Below are 22342 nucleotides of genomic sequence, written 5' to 3'. Positions count from 1 at the left end.
TTATTTTCCTCCTACTCGATTATATTGTTTATTCTTCACCTTTAAATATGGAGCCTAATCCTTTAATAGCTAAAAATATTATAAGCATTACTACAAAGATTCCGCCCATACCTTTACCCATTACAATTAAACTTTCCATGAATGCCTCTATATTTATATTCATTACATGCCACCTCCGATTAAGAAGAGAACTAATCCACCAGCTATAACAGATCCTATTTGTCCAGATACGTTAGCTGCAACCGCATGCATTAATAAGAAGTTTTGAGGATCTTCTTTTTGACCCATTTTTTGGATTACTCTAGCGGACATAGGAAATGCAGATATTCCAGCTGCTCCAACCATTGGATTAATTTTATCCTTTGCAAATAGATTTATAAATTTAGCAAATAAAACTCCACCAATAGTGTCAAATATGAAGGCAATTAGACCAAGACCTATAATCATAAAGGTTTGAGAGGTTACAAAGAATTCAGCTTTCATCTTAGAAGCTATAGTAATTCCTAAAAGTAAGGTTACTAAGTTAGCTAATTCATTTTGTGCAGTGCTGGATAACCTTTCTAAAACACCACATTCTCTAATTAGGTTACCAAACATTAAGAAACCTATTAAAGCTACAGAGGTTGGTGCAATAAGACCAGCAATAACAGTAACTATTATTGGAAATAATATCTTTGTAGTTTTAGAAACAGATTTAGGATTGTACTTCATTTTTATCTGTCTCTCTTTTTTAGTAGTTACTAGCTTGATAGCAGCTGGTTGAATAATTGGTACTAAAGACATATAAGAATAGGCGGCCACGGTTATGGGTCCTATGTAATTGCTTTTAAAATAGTTTGCAACAAAGATAGAAGTAGGTCCATCAGCAGTTCCTATAATTCCGATGGAAGCTGCATCTTTTAATGAAAATCCTAATAGTGCCGCTAAAGAAATGGTAAAGAATATACCAAACTGAGCTGCAGCGCCAAATAAAAGCATTTTCGGATTTGTAAGCAATGGACCAAAGTCGATCATAGCTCCAATACCTATGAATAAAATAAGTGGAAACAGCTCATTAGCTATACCCATATTAAATAAATTGTCTATTATTCCGATTTCTTCATGACCATTAATAAGTTGAGTTACAGCTCCAGAGAGCGGTAAGTTTACAAGAATTGCACCAAACCCCATTGGTAGTAAAAGTGCCGGTTCAAAACCTTTTTTAATTGCAAGCCATATTAGCCCTGCACCTATACCCCACATTATTAGTTGTTGCCAGGTGACGGACATTATGCCTTTCAGTAGAAATTCCATGATTAATCCTCCCATATAAGTTGAATATTTTGCCATTGTAGTTAGTGAGTGTAATTATAATAAAATAGTATTCCCCAATATATTTATTACAACAACATAATTTTACTACAACGTATACATAATTTCTATAATTGTATTTATATAACATAAAAATAACCTAGGTTGTAGTAAAAAGTGAATAGAATAATCACTTAACCTACAACCTTAGGTTAAAATATAATCATTAAGTAGTTAAGTAATCTTTTAGTGTTTTTATAATAAAATCTATGTTTTCATAACTAATCCAGTAGTGAGTAACAAATCTCATTAAGCCATCTTCTATATCACAAACCTTTATGCCTCTTTCTAAAAGGTGTTGAACTAAGTCTTGAGAATTTACAGAAGTAGGTAGCTCAAAGAATACCATATTTATGTGTAGGTTATCTTCCATTACTTTAAATCCAGGAAGTTTTGCTAGTTCTTTAGATAAGTATACAGCTTTCTCATGATCTACTTTTAGGTTTTCTCTCATATCTTTTAATGCCACAAGCCCAGCAGCAGTTATTACACCACATTGTCTTAAGCCACCACCCATTAGTTTTCTATATTTTCTAGCTCTATCAATAAATTCTTTGCTACCTGCTAAAATAGATCCTACAGGAGAACAAAGTCCTTTTGATAAGCAGAACATTACTGTATCTACATTTTTAGTGATTTCCTTTACATCTACATCAAGATAAGCAGCAGCATTAAATAATCTTGCACCATCTAAATGAATAGGTAAATTATATTTATTAGCAACTTTTCGTATTTCAGCCATATTTTCTAGAGAAATAACTCTTCCATTTGAATGAGAATTTTCAAGACATATTAAGGCAGTATCAGGATAATGGATATCTTCTTCTTTTCTTATGGTTGCTTCTATTTCACTAGGTGAAAGTTCACCCATATTGCTATTTAAGGTTCTAAGTTGAACTCCAGCAATAATTGATGCTGCTCCAACTTCATGACAAACTATATGACAGTCATTTCCTAGAATAACCTCATTCCCTTGTCTACAGTGAGTAAGTAATGAAAGTTGGTTACCAAAAGTTCCACTAGGAACAAATAGTGCAGCTTCTTTGCCTACAAGTTCTGCAGCATATTTTTCAAGTTCTACAGTAGTCTCATCATCTCCATATACATCATCACCTACAGTAGCTTCATACATAGCCTTTCTCATAGCTTCCGTCGGTTCTGTTACGGTGTCACTTCTTAAATCGATAAATTTCATACATATCCCCCCTACGTCATAATTAAATTGTACTATGAGAGGGGTTAAAAGTCTAGAATATCTCATGGTATTTCAGATAAGAGAGAATTATAGAAAAAATTTCAAATTATATAATTATTTTCATGTAACATATATAATATTAGTATGAATTATAAATTTTTAATACAGAGTTATATTAAAAAGGGGTTGAGTTTAAATGAAATCTGCTACAAAGGATCGATTACAATTATTGCTTATAGGTATCTGTTTTTTATTAATGTTATTAGGGGTTAGATATATAATTGGGAGCAATATTGAGGCAATATCTTATATAGGTATGGTGAAGATTGTAAGAGAAAATGATGAAGAATCTATAACCATATATAAGAAGTATAATAATGCTTATGGATACAAAATAAAAGAACAAGATAAGTTTTTATTAAAGTATGAAAGTGGATATAATAAAAGTAATTTAGAAACATTAATGCTAACAGAGGAACAGTACAATGAATTAGTAGAAGGATAATACTATTGGTTTAAAGTAAAGAATTATGATCCAGAGAAAGATAATAGTGGTGTTGTTAAAAAAATTTATACTAGTAATCCTAGGGCGAAATAAGTTAAAGGTTTTTGAAAATGTTGTTAACTAGATTTTAAATTATGGGTATAACGGAGGAAAACAATGATAGATGTATGTTTATTAGGCTGCGGAGGATCTATGCCAATGCCGGAAAGAAGCCTTTCAGCTACTTTAATTAATTATAAAGGAAGAAAGATACTTATAGATTGTGGTGAAGGGACTCAGGTTTCTATGAAGATGGTGGCATGGGGGTTTAAGTCCATTGATATTATATGTATTACCCATACCCATGGAGACCATATCATAGGACTTCCAGGGCTTCTTTCAACTATAGGTAATAGTGGTAGAACTGAGCCTTTAACTATAATTGGTCCTGAGGGAATTACTAGGGTTGTAAATGGTCTAAGGGTTGTTGCAGAATATTTACCCTATGAGGTAAATATTATAGAAGCCCCTTCAAAGGTAGAGCTTAATGTATCAAAGGATGGGATATATGTGGCAGAGAATAATGAGCATAGAAAAATTCATAGTAGTGAAATAATATTAAATGCTATAGATGTAGACCATTCATCACCTTGCAAGGGATATAGTTTTTATTTTAAAAGGGAAAGAAAGTTTAATGTAGAAAAGGCTATGGCAAATAACATTCCTAAAAATCTATGGAGTAAGCTACAAAGGCAGGAAGAAGTAACTTTTGAAGGGAAAACATATACTGGAGATATGGTATTAGGAGATAAGAGAAGAGGAGTTAAGATTAGTTTAATAACTGATAGCAGACCAATGGATTCAATGGTAGAATTCATTGCAGAAAGTGATTTGTTTATCTGTGAAGGTACCTATGGTAAGGATGAGGATATAGACAAGGCTATCAAAAATAAGCATATGATTTTTAGAGAATCTGCCACACTAGCTAAGGAAGGGAGAGTTAAGGAACTTATATTAACTCATTTTAGTCCTATTATGGGAGAACCAGCACAGTTTATAGATAATGCTAAAGAGATATTTGATAATAGTGTCATAGGAGACGATAGGATGGTTAGGACATTAACTTATATGGACTAAAAAGAATTATCCATTAAATTTATAGCATTATAACTCTATATATTGTAAAATGTAGAGTATACTGTTATATTACGTAAAGATAAACTGTAAATATGAGTAAGTTGAAATTGATGTAAATTTAGTTTTAATTATTGCTGGAGGTCTAAAATGGATAATATTATTAATAATGATAAAATTAAAGATAAACCTAAAAACTATAAAAAGGAGTACTTAATAGGGATATTTATTTTAATATGATTTATATTTCTTCAATTATTTGTTTCTGGGCTTCATGATATTTATGATGATTCGCTAGTGTTTTGGATTATACTTATGGTATGTGGTATTGGGTTTCATAGGAAGAATTGGAAGGAATATATGATATTGATTTTTCCAATATTAAATTATTTTATATTTAGATTTTTTTATATTTATATTCCTAACTATATTATAATTTTTATAGTGTTATCAGTTTTAACTATTTTTTACGCAGTTAAAGAGAATTCTGATAAAAAGAAAATTAAAATTGCTTTTGTAGTAATTTTGATTATATTATTTTTTCCCGCAAATTATTACCTTTATTCTAATAGAATAATAAAAGATAGAAATTTCGAAGCTGATATAAAACATTCTCAGGAAATATATAGACCTGCCTTTTTATCTTTAAAACAAGATGAGTTAAATAAGATAAATAGAATGGCTATTGGAAGTGTAAATAAAGTAAGGGACTTAAGAGGCATAGAAGAAATGAATGATCTAAAACAGTTGAGTGTAGATGATGATGGTTTTATCATAGATTATAGTCCTCTTTTAAAATGTAAAAGCCTAAAAATATTAAACATTTATGATGGTTGTTTAGATAAACTAGGTGAAATTGAAAACTTTGAAAATATAGAAGAGGTGGGCATTGAATGCATAAAGAAAGGTTCTTTGGAAGATATGCTATATTTTCCAAATGTAAAAAAACTTGATATTCAGACTAAGAAGCCTACTAGCCTTTTAGGTTTGAAAAATTTCCCAGAAGTTGAGAAGTTTTCACTATCTGTTACAGGGATTCCCAATTTGGAGGGTATAGAAAACCTTACTAATTTAAAAGAAATTACACTACATGATAAAGTTATTGAGAATTATGATAAATTGCTTAGTATACCTACATTGAAGAAAATATCATTATATTCACCACTTAATGTTAATGAAGAGCTTATAAAAACAGCCAAAGCTAAAGGCATAGAAATTGAGATTATGGAAGAATCTAAGATAATATTTGAATAAATTGAAGTGATATGTAAGATGAATTTATGAATAATTATAATAAATACCTATGGACTAAAACACTGTTGTGTGCCTAGTCCATAGGTATTGTTTTGTTAAAAAAAACTATGTTATATAAGTTTTTTATTAAGTTATTTTTCAATATTATATGTCATAAAATTATATTCTTTATGACTTTTTAAATATGTAGACATTAGACTTATTAGTGGTAATAAAATTAAATAAAAAGAGAATAAAATAGCTCTTGCATCTACACCTAAAGTGGTTAAAGGTACTAATACAGCTACATTCCAAGGTATTAATGGAGCTATTACAATAGCTGAATTTTCTAGATCAAGTGCCAAGTGTTCTTTATCATAACCTAATCTAATATAGGTATCATTCATAGTCATTTTTGTAAGCATTACTGCTAATACTTGAGTACAGCCAACCATGGAACTAATGATACTAGTTATTATAGTAGTGAGAAATAAAGTATAAGGTCTTTTTATTTTATTTAAATATTCTTCTATAAAATCTAGCATATTAGACCCTTGAAATATTCCGGTAAGTGCTGAAGAGAGAAATACTATAAAGGCTAACTTTATCATTGATATTATACCTCCACCCTTTATGATGCTGTAAAGAGGGTTATCAATAGGTAATTGGAAACCAAAGATGGCAGTTTTAATAATTTCACTACAGGTAGCATGTTGAAAAATGAAGGATATAATAGCAGCTACAGTCATACTGATAAACATAGAAATTTTCACTTCAATTTTAAAGAATGATAGTACAATTATAATTAATGCAGGAAGCAATGCTATTATATTTATATTAAAAGTTTCAGTTAGCTGAGATAATATATCTGAGTTACTATAATTTACAGGCATGAATAAGGATAGAAATAAATATAAACCTAGAGATAATATTAAGGGCATTAAAGAAGTTTTAGTCATTCTCTTAATATTATCGTAGAGATTGGTATTTGTAATCGATGCAACTAGATTTGCACTGGAAGACATAGGTGATGCTCTATCTCCAAGATAGGCACCAGAAAGAATTGCTCCAGCTATTATAAGTGTATTGCCACCACCAGCTCTAGCCATTACTATCAAAGAAATACCTACAGTACCAATGGTACCAAAGGAAGTTCCAAGGAGCATGGATATAAAAGCTGACAAAATAAAGGCGCTTACAGCAAAGAAGCTTGGATGAATAAGATTAATTCCATAATAAACAATTGAAGGAACTGTACCAGAAATCATCCAAAGAGAAACGATTGCTCCTATTAGAATAAATATTTTTAATACCCCTAAGGATTCTTTGCCTCCTTCAATTAAATATCTAAAACCATCCCTAATAGAGACACCTCTTTTTATTGCTATAATAAAGAATATACATAGTACCATGAATAAAGATATAACAGTATCTATATTTGTAATTACTCCTGTTATAAATATAATTGTAGAAATGATTAGCCCTAAAATTACGTCCATAAAAATCCCCCATATAAATAAATTTCACTTATATATTATCTTTAATATTATGAATTTACAATATAAAAAGAGATAAATTTATAGTCTACTGATTTTGAAAATATAGTAAACTTAGAAAGTGGAATTCTATGGAATAAATTTATTTTTATTTTATGGGATTATTTGGATGTATTTGCGTATATTATATAGAGAATATTTTAGGGAGTGATTGTTGTGAGAAGAAAAGTGATTCCTGTAATAATTTTTGCAGTAGCAGTTTTTCTTGCTGGTTGTGGTAATAAAAATAGTGAAGAAGATAAGAATATTCATGTAGATACTAATATAAATAATAATAATGTTGTAACAAACAACATTGATAATACCTTAAAAGAAGAAAAAAATACAGGTTCTAAAGAAACTACTAAAGAGAATAGCACTACTAAACCAGAAGAAAGTAATAATAACCATAAGTCAAGTTATAGTATAGATGACTATTTTAAATTTAAGGAAAATGTAAAATACAGTTATGCTGGTACAAATTCAGAGTATGCAGAATATGTTACCTACGTTGATTATATAAATGGTAATAAGGTTCAACTAAGAAGTAATAATGGAGGAACAGAAACGGTCACAGTTTTACAAAATAATAATGGAGAAATTGCAAAAATATTTGAAAGAAATGAGTGTTATTATAGAGAAAATTTCACCAATAAACCATATAACGTAAGTGAAGTATTACTAAAGGAGCCACTAGTGGTAGGTACTACATGGAAATTATCAGATGGAAGTAAAAGATATATTTCAAAGGTAGATGTAAAGATTTCAATAGGCAATGGAGATTGTAGAGCTCTTGAAGTTACAACAGAAAATACAAATGGCCAAATTGATTTACAGTATTACGCTGTTAACAAGGGGTTAATTAAATCTATTTATGATATTAAAACCATGAAAGTTACTTCAACTTTAAAAAGTATAGAAGAGAATATGAGATTAAATCAAAGTATAAGATGTTATTATCCAGATGAAAATTATAAAATTCATTATGAAGATAAAAAACTTACTTTTTCCACTAATGATATAACTAAAATTGCTATTCAAAATTTATTTAAGAACTTTCCAGGAAATAACAAGGGACAATTGTTAGGGAAAAATGTAACTATAAATAGTTTATATTTAAATGATGATGGCATGGTATATATAGATTTTAGCAGTAATTTTGTAAAAGAAATGAATGCAGGCTCAGGATTTGAAAGTGCTATCTTAGAGAGCATTGTAAATACTATAGGAAAATACTACGGAGTTAATAAAGTTTATATTACTATAGATAATAAGCCTTATAGTTCAGGTCATATAGTAAAAGCTAAGGGTGAATATTTTAAAGTAACATGTGAATAAGTTAGGAAAAATTTTTATAAAAAATGTGTTGAATATTAAAATGATATAAAAGCTATTTAAAAAGTAGTATATTAGATAAACAATTTCATTAAAAGATTACTTAATGGTATCTTTTAGGTGGAATTGTTTATTTTATGTAAAATATAATAACAACAGAAAAACCAACAATAGACACATAAATACAATAATTTATTATAAAAAGAAAATGAATTTAATAAATTAAGAAAATTTATTTGTTTATAAAACATTATATAAAACAGTAGAATAAACATAGAAAAGTTAAGATGATATTAAGATAATTATTATATAAATTAAGGGGGATATAAAGACAATGAAAACGAATAACATTTCTCAGGAAAAACGACCTAGCTTTGGAGCAGCAATATTTATAATTCTTTTCTTATGTGTTGCAATGGCTTTACAAATTTTTGTTTTTAAACAAAACTATGCTACTCATATTACACTTATCATAGTAACAGCTGTTGCTGCAGTAGTAGCATTAATATCTGGGTTTACATGGAAAGATATTGAAGATGGGATTGTATATGGATGTAATATTGCATTAGTACCAATGCTTATACTTATGCTTGTAGGAGTTCTTATTGCTACATGGATTGCAGCCGGAACTATACCAACTCTTATATATTATGGGTTAAAAATAATATCTCCATCATTCTTTCTAGTTACATCAGCATTAGTTTGTTCTATAGCTTCAGTTTCAACAGGAAGCAGTTACACTACAGGAGCTACATTTGGAGTTGCATTCATGGGAATAGGAATGGGACTAGGAATTCCAGCACCATTAACAGCAGGTGCAGTAATTTCAGGAGCTATTTTTGGTGATAAAATGTCTCCATTGTCAGATTCTACAAATCTGGCAGCTGGTGTGGCAGAAGCTAACCTTTTTGATCATATTAAATCTATGTGTTATACTACAGGACCGGCTTTTATAATATCATTAGTGCTTTATGCATTTATAGGATTTCAATTTAAAGCGGATGCTATAGATGCTTCACAAATTAATATTATACTTAACGGATTGAAAGATAACTTTACATTAAATCCATTAATGTTAATTCCACCAATTATAGTTGTTATTTTAGCAGTAAAAAAAGTTTCTGGACTTGCAGTAATGGTTATAGCATCTATTGTGGGATTAATATTTGCTGTGATATTTCAGGGGTTTGGAATTGGAGAAATGCTTGGATTTATGAATGATGGATTCATATCTAGCACGGGAATTGCAGAGATCGATGCACTTCTAAGCCGAGGAGGACTTCAAAGCATGATGTGGACAATATCACTAGGATTTATTGGAATAAGTTTTGGTGGACTACTAGAAAAAACTAAAGTTTTAGGTGTTTTATTAGAAAAGATGTCAGGGCTAGTTAGTAAACAGGGAGGATTAATCACTACACATGTTATTTCATCTATTGCAGTTAATTTATTCTCTGCAAGTCAATATATAGCATTAATAATTCCAGGAAGAATGCTTGTACCTGCTTATAAAAAACTTAAAATTCTTCCTCAAGTTTGTTCAAGAACTTGTGAAGATTCTGCAACGGTTACTTCACCATTGGTTCCATGGGGATTATGCGGGGTATATTTTTCAGGAGTTTTAGGGGTCTCTACCATTGAATATATACCTTATGTATTTTTAGCATTACTTTGTCCTTTAATTACAATTATATATGCATATACTGATAAATTTGTATTTAAAGAAGGCGACATAAAATCTTCAAGTACTTATGAAAATAAATCTGTATAGTTAGGGGTATATACTTATGAAAAGAACAGCAATTGATTATATAAATAAAGAAAGTGTTACGTGTCTTTTAAAAACACTTGTTAATATTCCGAGTCCTTACTTTCATGAAAAGGAAATTATGGATACTGTTTATACCTGGCTAGAAGAGCATAACCTAAGCCCACAATTTCATCACTACAATGAAAAGAAAATTACTCAATTTCAAGGACTAAATGTTATAGGTACTATTAAGGGGGAAAAACATGGACCTAAAGTTTATTTCAATGGACATATAGATACTGTAAATCAGTGTAATGGATGGGATACAGATCCATTTAAAGCTGTAATTAAAGAGGGAAAGCTTTATGGATTAGGAGCTTTAGATATGAAATCAGGAGTGGTAGCTATAATGCTTGCCCTTGAAGCATTCAAGTCACTTCATAATGATTTTAATGGAGAAATTGTTTATTCAATTGTTTCTGACGAAGAAGGACCATATGGATTAGGTACAGATGCGGTTATAAGGGATGGTATTGCAGACAATGTTGATGTGGCAATAGTAACAGAACCTAGTAGTGGATTTTGTAAGAAACCTTTTCCATGTGTTTGTTTAGGGGCAAGAGGTGGATTCAATTATATTGTAACTTTAAAGGGAAAATCATCACATGCAGCAAATCCTGAAAGAGGAATAAATGCATTAGTCGATTCCGCAAAATTAATGATAGAGCTTGAAAAGTCATCTCTTATTGAAGATGAAAAGTTAGGTAAGGGTTCAATATGTATTTTAGGATGCAATAGCAAAAATGAAGCTTGTAGTGTACCAGATGAAGCATCTTTTACAGTATTTAGACATGTAGTTAATGGCGAGGATGAAGATTATGTTAAGAAAGAATTATTTAATGCGGTAGCAAGAGCTGGTATTAGTTCTAAGGTTGAATATTCATTAAGAGAACATCCCAATGAAGAGACTAAGGGGTTTCTTCCATATACTATTGATGAAAATAACTCATATGTTGAAAAATTCATAGAAAGCGTAGAGGAAGCTTCTAAGAAGAAGTGCACTATTGACTATTTTAAAAGTATAGGAGATTTTAATTATGTAGGTTCAAGATTAAAGGTTCCAACTATAATATTTGGTCCTGATGGAGGTAACTATCATACAAGTAATGAATATGTGATAATAGATACTGTAATAGAAACAGCTTTGTCTATTTACAATTATTTATGTAACCTTCTATGTAATTAGAATTCTGTAGATTGTTAAAAGATTTTAAGGAGAGGTAACGTTAAAAGTTTTATTAAAACATTTTAGCGGCCTCTTTTAAATATGTATTAATAAAATTATAAGTGTTATAATGGGGTATATAATGAAAATTCGAGGTTGTTAATATGGCTGACTTAATTTTATATAATGGGAATATAATAACTTTTTCAGAGATGCAATGCTTTCAGTGGATTGCAATTAAAAATAAAATGATAACACAAATGGGATTTGAAGAAGATTACTTACATATAGCAGATAATAACACAGAGCTAATAGATTTAAAAGGAATGACTGTGCTTCCAGGATTTTATGATAGCCATGTTCATCTTGTTCAAACGGGATTGAATTCTATCAGTGTTGATTTAAGCAATGCTACAAGTTTTGATGAAATTTTTAAGCTTATTAAGAAATATTGTGATACTGCACCAAAGGATACCTTAGTTAGAGCAACAGGGCTAGATGAAACTAAACTTAAAGAGAAGAGACTTCCAACAAGATATGAAATTGATAAAGTTTCTCCAGATCATCCAGTTTGGATAAATAGAAAAGAGTATCATACTAGTATTTTAAATTCCTTAGCATTACACAAATTTACTATACCTTTAAATCTTAAAGGTGTAGTAAAGAATGAAGCTAATATTCCAACTGGTGTCCTTACCCATACTGCGAATGCATTAGTTAGAAAGCAGATATTGGAAAGTATTAGTAATAAAGCGCGATTTTCTGCAGTAAATAATACTTTAAAAAGTGCTATTGCGAAAGGTGTAACTACAATTAATGCTATGGAGGGGGGATATACTTTCCATGATAAGGATGCAGAGTTTATTTTTGATACAAAGGATGATTATCCAATAGATATCATATTATTTTATCAAACTATTAATGTGGATAAGGTGATGGAGAAAAAATTAAATAGGATTGGTGGAAGTATTTTTTTAGATGGATCTTTTGGTTCAAGAACAGCAGCGTTATGTGAACCATATGAGGATGATGTTACCAAATCAGGTATATTATATTATACTCAAGAAGAATTAAATGAATTTGTATTGAAATGCTATGAAAATAATATTCAGTTAGGTACCCATGCTATAGGTGAATTAGCTATTGAGCAAATAATTTCTGCCCATGAATTTGCAAATAGTATATATCCAGATAAAAATCTTCGTCATCGAATAGAGCATTTTGAACTTCCATCTAATGAGCATATTAATCGTGCAAAAAAGTTAGGATTGATTGCATCTGTTCAACCCACCTATGAATATTTTTGGGGGGGAAAAGGGAAGATGTATGAGAAGCGATTGGGAAAAGAACGAACTAGAAAGACAAATCCATATAGAACTATGATTCATAATAATCTTATAGTTTGTGGAGGCTCTGATAGTGATGTAACTCCTATTAATCCATTACTAGGTATTTATTCTGCAGTAAATCATCCTAATGAAAATGAGAGAATAACTGTGTTAGAAGCTATAAAAATTTTTACTATTAATAGTGCCTATGCTGTATTTGAAGAGGATAAAAAGGGATCTATAGAAGTCGGAAAATATGCTGATTTAGTTATATTAGACAAAAATCCCCTTAGCATAGATTCTAAGGAAATTAACGATATAGGTGTTGTGGCAACTATTAAAGAAGGTAATATACTATATGAATGTCGACTTAGACAGGATACTTATTAGTTAGTAGGTGATAAATATTGAGTAGAGTTCATATATGTGTTTTAGGTGAAGTAGATATCAAAGTAGATGGTGTAAGTGTAACCGATAAGCTTAGTAATAAGGCTATAGGATTGCTTTGTTTTTTATGTACTAATAAAGGTAAAAAATTTACTAGAGATAGGCTTTGTACGTTTTTTTGGAATAATGCAACTATTGAAAATGCTAGATATAATCTAAGATATAGCCTTTGGGTATTACGTAAAATATTTAATCGCGAGGATTGTGATTTATTTATTAGTTCAAAAGATAGTTGCATGATAAATCCAGAATTTGATTATTATATAGATGTTCTACAAATAAATTTTGTAATGGAAAATTTAGAAAATGAAGAAAATCCTATATTATCTTTAGAAAAATGTAAAGATATTTATAATGGTGAATTTCTTCAAGGATTTTATTTGAAGAATTGTCCTGATTTTAATGATTGGATTTTCTTTGAGAGAGAAAAATATCAGGAGTGTTATAGCACATTGTTATTTAAATTAGCTAAGCTATATTCAGAAAATAGTATGTATAATGAATCTATTATAGTATTAAATGAAGTACTAAAAATTAATCCCTATAGAGAAGATATTTATTTGGAGTTAATGAATTTATATATGCAAATTAATGATATACAAGCTGCTTTAAAGGAATATAAGAAATGTGAGTATATTTTAAGAGAAGAGTTAAATATACGTCCTAGTGAAGAAGTTATAAGCTATTACAAAAGTATTATTTGTAATAGTGAAAATACAAAAATAAATTTTTATAGGGTAGATAAAGTTAATGTGAATAATGTTAAAAAGACTAGTATAATTGTACAGTGTTATCCTATAAATGAGATTAAATATTTTGGTATAGCATGTATAGTGGAAAAAATTATGCAGAGGTATTCAATTGAGCAGTTAATGGATTTAGATGAGTTTATTCTAAAGGACCTGTTAAGAATACAGCCAAAAGTTTTGTTAATAAATAAAAATCTAAGAATTGAAGATAACTTAAACCATTATAACGAAGAGAATAGAATTTATTTTTCTTTCGAAAGTTTACTTTTATATATTGAGAAAGTTTATCCTTTAGAAATTCATATTAAAAATGTCAGTAATATTGATGATATATCGCACAATATACTTAAATTATTTAGTTTAAAAAACCCGGAATGTAAAATAAAAATCTTAGTAGATGGTAACAAAATTATATTATAGATAGAGTCAAAATAAGACTTTAACAAGAAGAATAAAATGAGTATTATCAGATATATTTAAATCTATAGGAAAAAATTTCATGAATAAAAGGTGTTGACTATTAAATTAAAATAGGATACTATGATAACAGTTAAATATGAATTTACAAATGCAACGAAAAGGGAAAGTAATTAGTATAAGTTATTACAGAGAGGGTTAATTTGCTGAGATAACCTATAATAAGTATTAGTGAAGTGCCCCTTGGAGCAGAAAAGCCGAAGCAAGTAGGTTTTTATGGGAACTCCCATTACAGAGTTAGGGTATGTAGTACCTAAAATGAGATGGATATTTTTATATCTAATAAGAGTGGAACCGCGGAAGTATACCTTCTGCCTCTGTATATTACAGGGGCAGAAGGTTTTTTGTTCTATAAGTTTACGTGGAAAATTAGTAGCTTATAGAATTTTGCTGGCCAGCAAAGAACAAATGAAATAAGGAAGCTCTACTAAAATGCTTATAAGTAAATTCAAAATTACTAAACAAAATTAAAAATAAAAGGAGATTTTAAAATGAATATAAATTTAATATTAGCAGTAATACTATCATTACTAGCAGTGTTTACCATATATGCAGTTGAAGAAAAGACTAATAAATTTACTTATACTACATTAACAGCACTTGCTTTAGGAGTTATTTTAGGAGCGATATTTAAAGAAAATATTTTGTTTTTGGATATAGTTGGAAAAGGATATATGTCCTTAATTAAAATGATAGTTGTACCTTTAGTTATGGTTTCACTAATTACAAGTATAGTTAGACTTAAAAATTTAGATACATTAAAGTCTATAGGAATAAAAACACTAGGGATTTTATTAGGAACTACAGGTATAGCAGCAGCTATAGGAATTGTAGTAGCTAAGGTATTTAACTTAGGACAAGGATTAACTTTTCCGGGAGCAGAAGACTTTGTAGCTAGGGAAATACCTACATTTACTCAAGTGCTAGTGGACATGCTACCATCAAATCCAATAGCAGCTATAGTAGATAATAGAATAATTCCCATAGTTATATTCTCACTATTTGTAGCTATAGCTTTAGTTACAGAAGATAATATAAATCCAACTAAAGCAAAACCTTTTAAAGATTTTGTGTTATCAGCTCATACTATAGTATCAAGAATAACTCAAATAGTATTAAAATTTATACCTTATGGAGTTTTTGCTTTAATTGCAAAGACTGTAGCAAGCAATGGATTAGAAACTATTAAATCCTTAATATGGGTTATTGCGGCAGTTTATATAGCAGCTATACTTCAGTTTATAGTGGTTTATACTCCACTTATTGCTTTTGTAGCGAAGAAAAATCCTTTAAAATTCTTCAAGGGAATCTTTCCAGCTCAAACAATGGCTTTTACAAGTCAAAGTAGCTATGGAACACTACCAGTAACTATAAAATCTTTAGTTGAAGGAGCTGGAGTTTCTGAAAATATAGCTAGCTTTGTAGCACCTCTTGGATCGACTATAGGAATGAATGCTTGTGGAGGATTGTATCCAGCTATAGTAGCTATATTTGTTGCTAATGTATTTAATGTGGATATGACAATTTACTCATATGCTTTAATAGTATTAACTACTATAGTATCTTCAATAGGTATTGCAGGAGTTCCAGGTTCAGCAACTATGTCTACAACAGTAGTATTAGCAACATTAGGATTACCTATAGAAGGTATGGCAATGATAATTGCCGTTGATTCTATAATTGATATGATGAGAACAGCAACTAATGTTACAGGCTCTGCAGTGGCAGCTTTAGTAGTAGATGAAACAGAAAAGAGAAAAGTTGCCAAAAAGAACAAATAGTAAACGAATATATCATTATAATATTTAAACACATTTTAACAGTGAGTTAAACTAAATTCTGAAAACAAATAATAATAAATTCAAAATAACTTCATCCTAAAGATAATTAGCTTTAGGATGAAGTTTTTTATATGCAACTTAGCATAGGATTTATGCAGCTTAGAAGGATATGATTGTCTTAATAAATTTTAAAGAATATACTTAAATTATAGATTATAGATAATTCAAATTTTTTAACTGGTTAAAGAATTTGAATAGAAAGGAAGGCGTTAAATGAAGATTATAATAAATGAAGTTGAAGATATTGAAGATGTAGAAATAGTAATTAACTGCAAAACAATAGATGAAAATGTGACAAGAATTATATCTAAACTTAAAGCCTTAGAAGAAAAAATAACAGGGAATAAGGATGGAAAGATATTTATTCTAGATACAAATGAGATATTTTACTTTGAGTCAGTTGATAAGAAAACCTTTATTTATATGGATAAGGAGGTTTTACAGACACATTTAAGACTCTATGAATTAGAAGAAAGACTTAAAAATACAGATTTTTTTAGAGGTTCTAAATCTACTATTATAAATCTGCGAAAGGTAAGAAATATAGTCCCTATGTTTGGAGGACGAATAGAGATACTTCTAGATAATGATGAAAAATTAGTAGTTTCAAGACAGTATGTACCTATCTTAAAAAATAAGTTAGATTTATAGGAGGAGTATTGTATGAAAGAATTTTTTAAGAACACATTAGAAATAAAGATAATAACATGTATGTTCTTTACATCTCAGGTTGTTATTTATACTCTTATTGCTCCTTTTTTAGGAGAAAAAAGTATTCAGCTAAGTTTAATATGGCAGATGATATTTATATCTATAATTTTAACTCTTCTCCAATATGTTATATATGCATCTAATATATTTATGAAGGTAAAGACTTGGATTAAGATAATTGTTCATTATTTGCTGCTTGTTTTTATAGGTTATATATTAGCTATGATCTTTAATTGGTTTGACTTAAGTAGTGGTAATAATTTTACTATTGCATTAAGTATATTTACTGTATGTTTTATTTCCTTTACTGGGTCTATTGCATTATACAATAAGGTTTCAGGAGAAAGATTTAATGAAAAATTGAAACTGTATAAAAGTTCAAAATTTGATGATAAATAGGGGGATAGTAATGAATATAATTGAAACTAACAAATTAACAAAGAGTTATGGAAAAAATCGAGGAATAGTAGATGTGAACTTGCAGGTTAAAGAAGGAGAAATTTTTGGATTTGTAGGTCCAAATGGAGCAGGAAAATCTACTACTATTAGAACTCTTTTAAATTTTAATTTTCCGACTTCTGGGTATGGAACAATTCTTGGAAAGGATATAGTTAAAGAAAGTAGTGAAATAAAAAAGTATATTGGATATGTACCTAGTGAAGTAAAGTTTTATGATGAATCAAAGGTTAAAGATATTATAAGATATGCTGAGAGTTTTTACGAAAATACTAATAAAGAAGATACTGATGAACTATGTAAAGAACTAGAGGTAGAGTTAGAGAAAAAAATGAGTGAATTGAGTCTTGGAAACAAGAAAAAGGTAGCTATAGTACAAGCACTTATTCATAATCCTAAGCTCTTAATTCTTGATGAACCTACTAATGGACTAGATCCACTTATACAAAAAAAACTTTTCAATATACTAGAAAAACAAAGAGCTAAGGGAACTACAATATTCTTATCTTCTCATAATTTAGTTGAAGTTGAAAATCTATGTGATAGAGTTGCAGTAATAAAAGATGGAAAGATTATTGATGTAATTGAAATAGATAAGCTTGCCAGAAAAACGGGAGTAAAAATTACCTTAAAAGCTGAGGGGATAGATAATAAGAAGGTTGAAGAGTGTAAGGGAGAGGTTATAGAAAATAATAAAGGTGAAATAACTTTTAGTTTTATAGGAGATATTGATGAATTAATTAAAGAAATTGCTAAGTTTAATGTTGAGAAGTTACTTATAGGTGAGCATACTTTAGAGGATACATTTATGGATTATTATAAGAGGGAAGGGGAGAAGTAGGATGAATATATTCAAGTTTGAATTTAGAAGACTATTAAAATCTGCTATTATTTGGTCTGTAGTATGTGTAGGACTAGTAATAATGTTTATGGCATTATTTCCTAGCATGAAGGATAGTGGAATGCAAGAAATTGTTGCTACAAAACTAGATGCTTTGCCACCTGCACTATTAGAGGCTTTTAATCTTGAAGATGCTGTAGATTTTGGAAACATTTCAGATTATTTAGCCTATGCAATTCAATATATATCTATGGCAGCTGGAATATATGGAATAATTCTTGGAATAACTGCTTTAGTAAAAGAAGAAAGTGAAGGTACCATTGAGTTTTTATATTCAAAGCCAATTACGAGAAATAAAATAGTAACTTCAAAATTAATTTCCTCAGCAATTATATTTTACTTATTTATTGTTATAGTTGGAGTTGTAACTATGGGAATTTCTATGGCTGTAAAGCCAGAAGAGGTTGAGACTATGACACTATTAATGGATATAAAAACTTTATTTATAGGAATGGCTTTTCTCGGATATATATTTATGGCCATAGGATTTTTATTATCGGTTATAATAAAATCTAGCAAACAAGGGACATCTATTGCACTAGGAGTATTCTTTACAACTTATATATTTGGAATTATAGGGAAGATGAAAGATGAACTAGAAGGATTTTTATATTTATCACCCTTTGATTATGTAGTTCCAGCTAAGCTGCTAAAGAATGGGTTTGAAGTGAAATATGTACTTTTAGGATTAGGAATAATTGCCATATCTATTGTAACTACTTATGCTATTTATAATAAAAAGGATTTAGCCTAAACAGAGTTCTTAGCTTCTTCGAAGCTTTAGAAATCGTTATCCAGGGACGTAGCAGATCTTCGCACCCACTTTGAAGAAAGATGGGAGTATTAGAGCTGGTAGTCATCGGATAAACTTATATAAATAAATACCTAGCACTTTAATTAAAGAGCTAGGTATTTATTTTCATTTAATATTTAGTTCTTCTTTGTTTCATGATAACTAATCCTACTCCTAAGAAAGCTACTGAAAAAGCTAACATTATTAACATTTCAAATAGGAGTGGAGTGAGAGTATCCATATTAAATGTTGATAGGGCATTAAGTTTATCATTTACATTTATAAACCAATATACTGGATTAAATATAGCAGTACTTTTTACTGTTTCGCTGAGAAGTTGCTGAGGAACAAAGGCACCTCCTAAGAAGCAACAACCTAAAGACACAAGGTTAGAAATTGGCCCTATGGAATTTTTAGTGGATATATTGCTAATTAAGAAGCTAAGGCATAAACAAGTTATTGTAAATATTAGAGAGTTTATACCATGTAACACTCCACTAAAAGAAAACATGTCTTTAGGATACATTACTATTGCTAGTGCCATGAATATAGTCCAAGTAGATAATGCTAAAACCATATCTCCTAAAAATATCTGCATGTTGAAGTTATAGGAATTAATAGGTGAGCATAAATTTCTCCTTTTTAAATCTGGAGAATTGAAAATATTTGATACTATAGATATTCCAAGTATTAACATACATAGCATAGGATAAGCTAAATAGTTAAAGTAATAGGTAACGCTACTTTTAGTATCTTCTTTATTATTCTTTGCTAAAGTAACTTCTGTATCTATAGATAAATCTTTATTTACTAGATCACTTATTTTTTCAAAATCTAAGTTCTTAGTATTATCAATGTAAACTTTGGTTGTGTTAAGATAATTATTTATCATTGATTTTATAAAAATACTACTGGAAGAGTTAGGTATACTTTGAGTTTCTAAAGTATAGGAATTATCTTTAAGAAAACTATCTTCAAATCCTTTAGGGATGGTGATTACAATTTCTGCTTCTCTAAAAAATAATGCATCTCTTATTCCTTCATCGGTAGTTTTAATTTTTACCAATTTAGAATTTTCTTCAATGTATGCTTCTAAATTATTTGAAAGAGGAGAATTATCATTATTTAAAACTGCTACTTTACATTTTTCAGTTTCAAAAGAGGTTGAATCTGTAGAATTCCCAACATTACTAAAAATAATTGTCATAAATATAAATATAGCCATATAAAGCAATAAAGAGGAAAGGGCACTTTTTTTTACTATTCTAAAATACTGTTTAAATACTTGCATACTTTTGCCTCCTTAAAACTAGATAAGTAACTATTGAGAATATAACTCCATACAAGGATAGAAGACCAAGATTAAGAAAATATCTATCATAGGTACTATAATAGTATAATGAATAAAATCCGTCAGTAATTAAGTTAACAGGATTTATATAGGATAAGATAGGAAATTTATCTTGAATGAAGTATTTAATCTGAACTGCCATCATTCCAGACAAAAAAGAGCATACCATTGTAAATGCCAGTAAAATGCCTTCCTTTACGCTAGCTTTTTTATTAATTAAAGAACTTACCATGGCACCCAAAGTTATTCCATTAAAACAGCCTACAAAGCAAAGTAAAATTACATAACCTATGGAGTTACCAAAGTCTATTTTTAAAACTTGAGAAATATATAGTATAACTATTAGCACTGTTGAAAAATAAAATAATAAAGTAGCACTAATTGCAGCTAAAAAGGTTTTTATTTTATTCACAGGAGCTATATTAATTCTTGCTGCTCTTTGAGATTGATTTCCTTGGATGTTTATAACATCAGTACAACCAGGGGTTGAACCTAGAATGCAAGTCATAGCTAAAAGGGTATAAAAATAAATTACAACAACGTTTGTAGAACTATTCAATTCTTTATCTTTAGTGTAGTTATTATAAAGAGCAATATTATTCATAAAATCTTCATTCATAATACTTGGGTTTATGGATACTAAATTTGATATGGTGGAATACTTTTGACTATAACTATCTACAAAAGTTTTTATTATGGACTCGTTAATACCAGACTTTGCAACAGTTATTTCAATATTATTTACAAAAGTTATATACCCTGAAATTTTACCTTTAGAAAGCAATTCTTTCGCACTATTCTCATCAGTACTTTCTATATTAAATAAATCACTTTCCTTCATAGCTGTAGAAAAGCTTTCAGGTATATTGCTATTACTTACAAGAGCAATATTAACATTCTCAAACTCTTCACCGGTGAGTATATTTGAAAAGGCTAAATTGAAAATTGTAGCTAATGCAATTGGAAATAATAAGGTCCAAAAGACACTTAATTTATCTCTAAAACGACATTTAAGTTGATACTTAAAAATATGCCAAAACATTCTATATTCCTCCTTTAATCTCTAAGCTCTTTACCTGTAATTTCCAAGAATACATCATTTAAGGTAGGTTGCTCTGAGTAAATTTTCCCATAACTTATTTTATTATCTCCAATATAACTAACAATGTCACCAAGAGAACTATGTCCACTTTTTGTTCTAATATTTAGTAAATTATTTTTATAGTCTACTGATATAACATTAGGGAGAATATTTATATTTTTTATATGATTTTCATTTAAATTAAAGGCCTCAATAGTTATTTTCTCACCTAAATCAATAATTGACTTTAGTTCTTCCTTTGTGCCCTTAGCAATGACTTTTCCCTTGTCCATAATAGCGATTGAAGTACAAAGCTGTTCAATTTCTTCCATGTAGTGCGAGGTATATATAATGGTGGCTCCTTCAGCATTTAATTTTTTTATTCCCTCTAAAATGTGATTTCTACTTTGAGGGTCAACAGCTACCGTTGGCTCGTCTAAAATGATTAGTTTTGGATTATGAGCTATACCACAAGCAATGTTTAATCGTCTAAGAAGTCCTCCACTTAACTTTTTAGGAATAAATTTTTTGTAATCTGAAAGACCAACAAAATCAATAGCCCTCTCCACAAGTACTTTCCGTTCCTTCTTATTGGTTACATATAATCCACAGAAATAATCAATGTTTTCATACACTGTTAATTCATCAAAGACGGCTACATTCTGCATGACGATTCCAATATCTTTTTTTACTTTATAAGTTGTTGGAGTCATTTCCTCTCCTAGGATTTCAATAGTCCCTTTATCATATTTAAGTAGAGATAGCATACAGTTTATAGTAGTAGTTTTACCAGAACCATTTGGACCTAAAAGACCAAATATTTCACCTTTTTTAATGTCCAAATTTAAGTGATCTAAAGCAATTAGTTCACCATATCTTTTTACCAGGTTTTCTATTTTTACAATCATAGTTAATACTCCTTACTTTATTTAGTTTATACTTATAGTTTATTAGAGAATCTCTTTG

20 protein-coding genes and 1 other annotated feature are annotated in these 22342 nt (G+C 29.3%); of the genes, 13 read left to right on the top strand and 7 right to left on the bottom strand.

The window, feature by feature from the left end:
• Nucleotides 1-28: 28 nt before the first annotated feature.
• From B3B03_RS18030 to B3B03_RS18020, 3 genes are all read right to left on the bottom strand, one after another.
• The gene (locus B3B03_RS18030) at nt 29-163 is read right to left on the bottom strand and encodes an OadG-related small transporter subunit (protein ID WP_341349072.1); all 135 of its coding nucleotides are present in this window, start codon (nt 161-163) and stop codon (nt 29-31) included.
• Nucleotides 163-1293, bottom strand: a complete 1131-nt coding sequence (locus B3B03_RS18025; RefSeq protein ID WP_346878004.1) for a sodium ion-translocating decarboxylase subunit beta — start codon at nt 1291-1293, stop codon at nt 163-165. The genes B3B03_RS18030 and B3B03_RS18025 overlap by 1 nt, the downstream gene beginning before the upstream one ends.
• Before the next feature lie 223 nt (nt 1294-1516).
• On the bottom strand, nt 1517-2545 hold the full coding sequence (locus tag B3B03_RS18020) for a GntG family PLP-dependent aldolase (RefSeq protein ID WP_346878003.1): 1029 nt from the start codon (nt 2543-2545) through the stop codon (nt 1517-1519).
• Between the two features lie 196 nt (nt 2546-2741).
• Between B3B03_RS18020 and B3B03_RS18015 the strand changes: the two genes are divergently transcribed.
• The 3 genes from B3B03_RS18015 to B3B03_RS18005 all read left to right on the top strand — a co-directional run bounded on the left by B3B03_RS18015 (nt 2742) and on the right by B3B03_RS18005 (nt 5417).
• Complete coding sequence (locus B3B03_RS18015) at nt 2742-3050, top strand: hypothetical protein (RefSeq protein ID WP_346849148.1); 309 nt, start codon at nt 2742-2744, stop codon at nt 3048-3050.
• 156 nt (nt 3051-3206) lie between these two features.
• A complete protein-coding gene (locus B3B03_RS18010; RefSeq protein WP_346878002.1) occupies nt 3207-4166 on the top strand; it encodes a ribonuclease Z in 960 nt (319 codons plus the stop codon).
• A gap of 441 nt (nt 4167-4607) precedes the next feature.
• The gene (locus tag B3B03_RS18005) at nt 4608-5417 is read left to right on the top strand and encodes a hypothetical protein (RefSeq protein ID WP_346878001.1); all 810 of its coding nucleotides are present in this window, start codon (nt 4608-4610) and stop codon (nt 5415-5417) included.
• Nucleotides 5418-5548: 131 nt separating this feature from the next.
• On the opposite strand, the gene B3B03_RS18000 is transcribed toward B3B03_RS18005, so the two are convergent.
• The gene (locus B3B03_RS18000) at nt 5549-6895 is read right to left on the bottom strand and encodes a Na+/H+ antiporter NhaC family protein (protein ID WP_346878000.1); all 1347 of its coding nucleotides are present in this window, start codon (nt 6893-6895) and stop codon (nt 5549-5551) included.
• A gap of 213 nt (nt 6896-7108) precedes the next feature.
• Between B3B03_RS18000 and B3B03_RS17995 the strand changes: the two genes are divergently transcribed.
• The 10 genes from B3B03_RS17995 (at nt 7109) to B3B03_RS17950 (ending at nt 18905) form a co-directional block, all read left to right on the top strand.
• The gene (locus B3B03_RS17995; RefSeq protein WP_346877999.1) at nt 7109-8269 is read left to right on the top strand and encodes a GerMN domain-containing protein; all 1161 of its coding nucleotides are present in this window, start codon (nt 7109-7111) and stop codon (nt 8267-8269) included.
• 331 nt (nt 8270-8600) lie between these two features.
• Entirely contained in the window at nt 8601-10037 is a 1437-nt protein-coding gene (gene nhaC / locus B3B03_RS17990) for a Na+/H+ antiporter NhaC (RefSeq protein ID WP_035135290.1), read from the top strand.
• Nucleotides 10038-10053: 16 nt separating this feature from the next.
• Nucleotides 10054-11262: an ArgE/DapE family deacylase gene (locus B3B03_RS17985; RefSeq protein ID WP_346877998.1), complete on the top strand. Its 1209-nt coding sequence runs from the start codon at nt 10054-10056 to the stop codon at nt 11260-11262.
• Nucleotides 11263-11405: 143 nt separating this feature from the next.
• Nucleotides 11406-12959, top strand: coding sequence for an amidohydrolase (locus tag B3B03_RS17980; RefSeq protein ID WP_346877997.1), 1554 nt, complete (start codon nt 11406-11408; stop codon nt 12957-12959).
• A gap of 17 nt (nt 12960-12976) precedes the next feature.
• Nucleotides 12977-14185 carry an AfsR/SARP family transcriptional regulator gene (locus tag B3B03_RS17975; protein WP_346877996.1) on the top strand — a complete coding sequence of 403 codons (1209 nt, stop codon included), beginning with the start codon at nt 12977-12979 and terminating at the stop codon, nt 14183-14185.
• 144 nt (nt 14186-14329) lie between these two features.
• Nucleotides 14330-14564 (top strand) — a binding site (T-box leader).
• A gap of 169 nt (nt 14565-14733) precedes the next feature.
• Nucleotides 14734-16023, top strand: coding sequence for a dicarboxylate/amino acid:cation symporter (locus tag B3B03_RS17970; protein WP_346877995.1), 1290 nt, complete (start codon nt 14734-14736; stop codon nt 16021-16023).
• A gap of 273 nt (nt 16024-16296) precedes the next feature.
• Nucleotides 16297-16734 (top strand): LytTR family DNA-binding domain-containing protein, encoded by a 438-nt coding sequence (locus B3B03_RS17965; protein WP_346849139.1) that lies wholly within the window; start codon nt 16297-16299, stop codon nt 16732-16734.
• A 12-nt stretch (nt 16735-16746) separates the two neighbouring features.
• On the top strand, nt 16747-17193 hold the full coding sequence (locus B3B03_RS17960; RefSeq protein WP_346849138.1) for a hypothetical protein: 447 nt from the start codon (nt 16747-16749) through the stop codon (nt 17191-17193).
• Between the two features lie 10 nt (nt 17194-17203).
• Nucleotides 17204-18091: an ABC transporter ATP-binding protein gene (locus B3B03_RS17955; protein WP_346849137.1), complete on the top strand. Its 888-nt coding sequence runs from the start codon at nt 17204-17206 to the stop codon at nt 18089-18091.
• Between the two features lies 1 nt (nt 18092).
• The gene (locus tag B3B03_RS17950) at nt 18093-18905 is read left to right on the top strand and encodes an ABC transporter permease subunit (protein ID WP_346849136.1); all 813 of its coding nucleotides are present in this window, start codon (nt 18093-18095) and stop codon (nt 18903-18905) included.
• Nucleotides 18906-19074: 169 nt separating this feature from the next.
• Here B3B03_RS17950 and B3B03_RS17945 read toward each other — a convergent pair whose 3' ends face one another.
• The 3 genes from B3B03_RS17945 to B3B03_RS17935 are packed head-to-tail and all read right to left on the bottom strand — an operon-like array spanning nt 19075 to nt 22284.
• The gene (locus tag B3B03_RS17945; protein WP_346877994.1) at nt 19075-20235 is read right to left on the bottom strand and encodes an ABC transporter permease; all 1161 of its coding nucleotides are present in this window, start codon (nt 20233-20235) and stop codon (nt 19075-19077) included.
• Nucleotides 20222-21337 carry an ABC transporter permease gene (locus B3B03_RS17940; protein WP_346849134.1) on the bottom strand — a complete coding sequence of 372 codons (1116 nt, stop codon included), beginning with the start codon at nt 21335-21337 and terminating at the stop codon, nt 20222-20224. Before B3B03_RS17940 ends, B3B03_RS17945 begins: the two co-directional genes overlap by 14 nt.
• Before the next feature lie 14 nt (nt 21338-21351).
• A complete protein-coding gene (locus tag B3B03_RS17935; protein WP_346849133.1) occupies nt 21352-22284 on the bottom strand; it encodes an ABC transporter ATP-binding protein in 933 nt (310 codons plus the stop codon).
• Nucleotides 22285-22342: the final 58 nt, after the last annotated feature.

Source organism: Clostridium sp. UBA5712, assembly GCF_002419845.1.
In the GTDB taxonomy this organism is placed as follows: Bacteria; Bacillota; Clostridia; order Clostridiales; family Clostridiaceae; genus Clostridium_J; species Clostridium_J sulfidigenes.
This window is presented reverse-complemented; position numbering and strand designations above follow the sequence as displayed.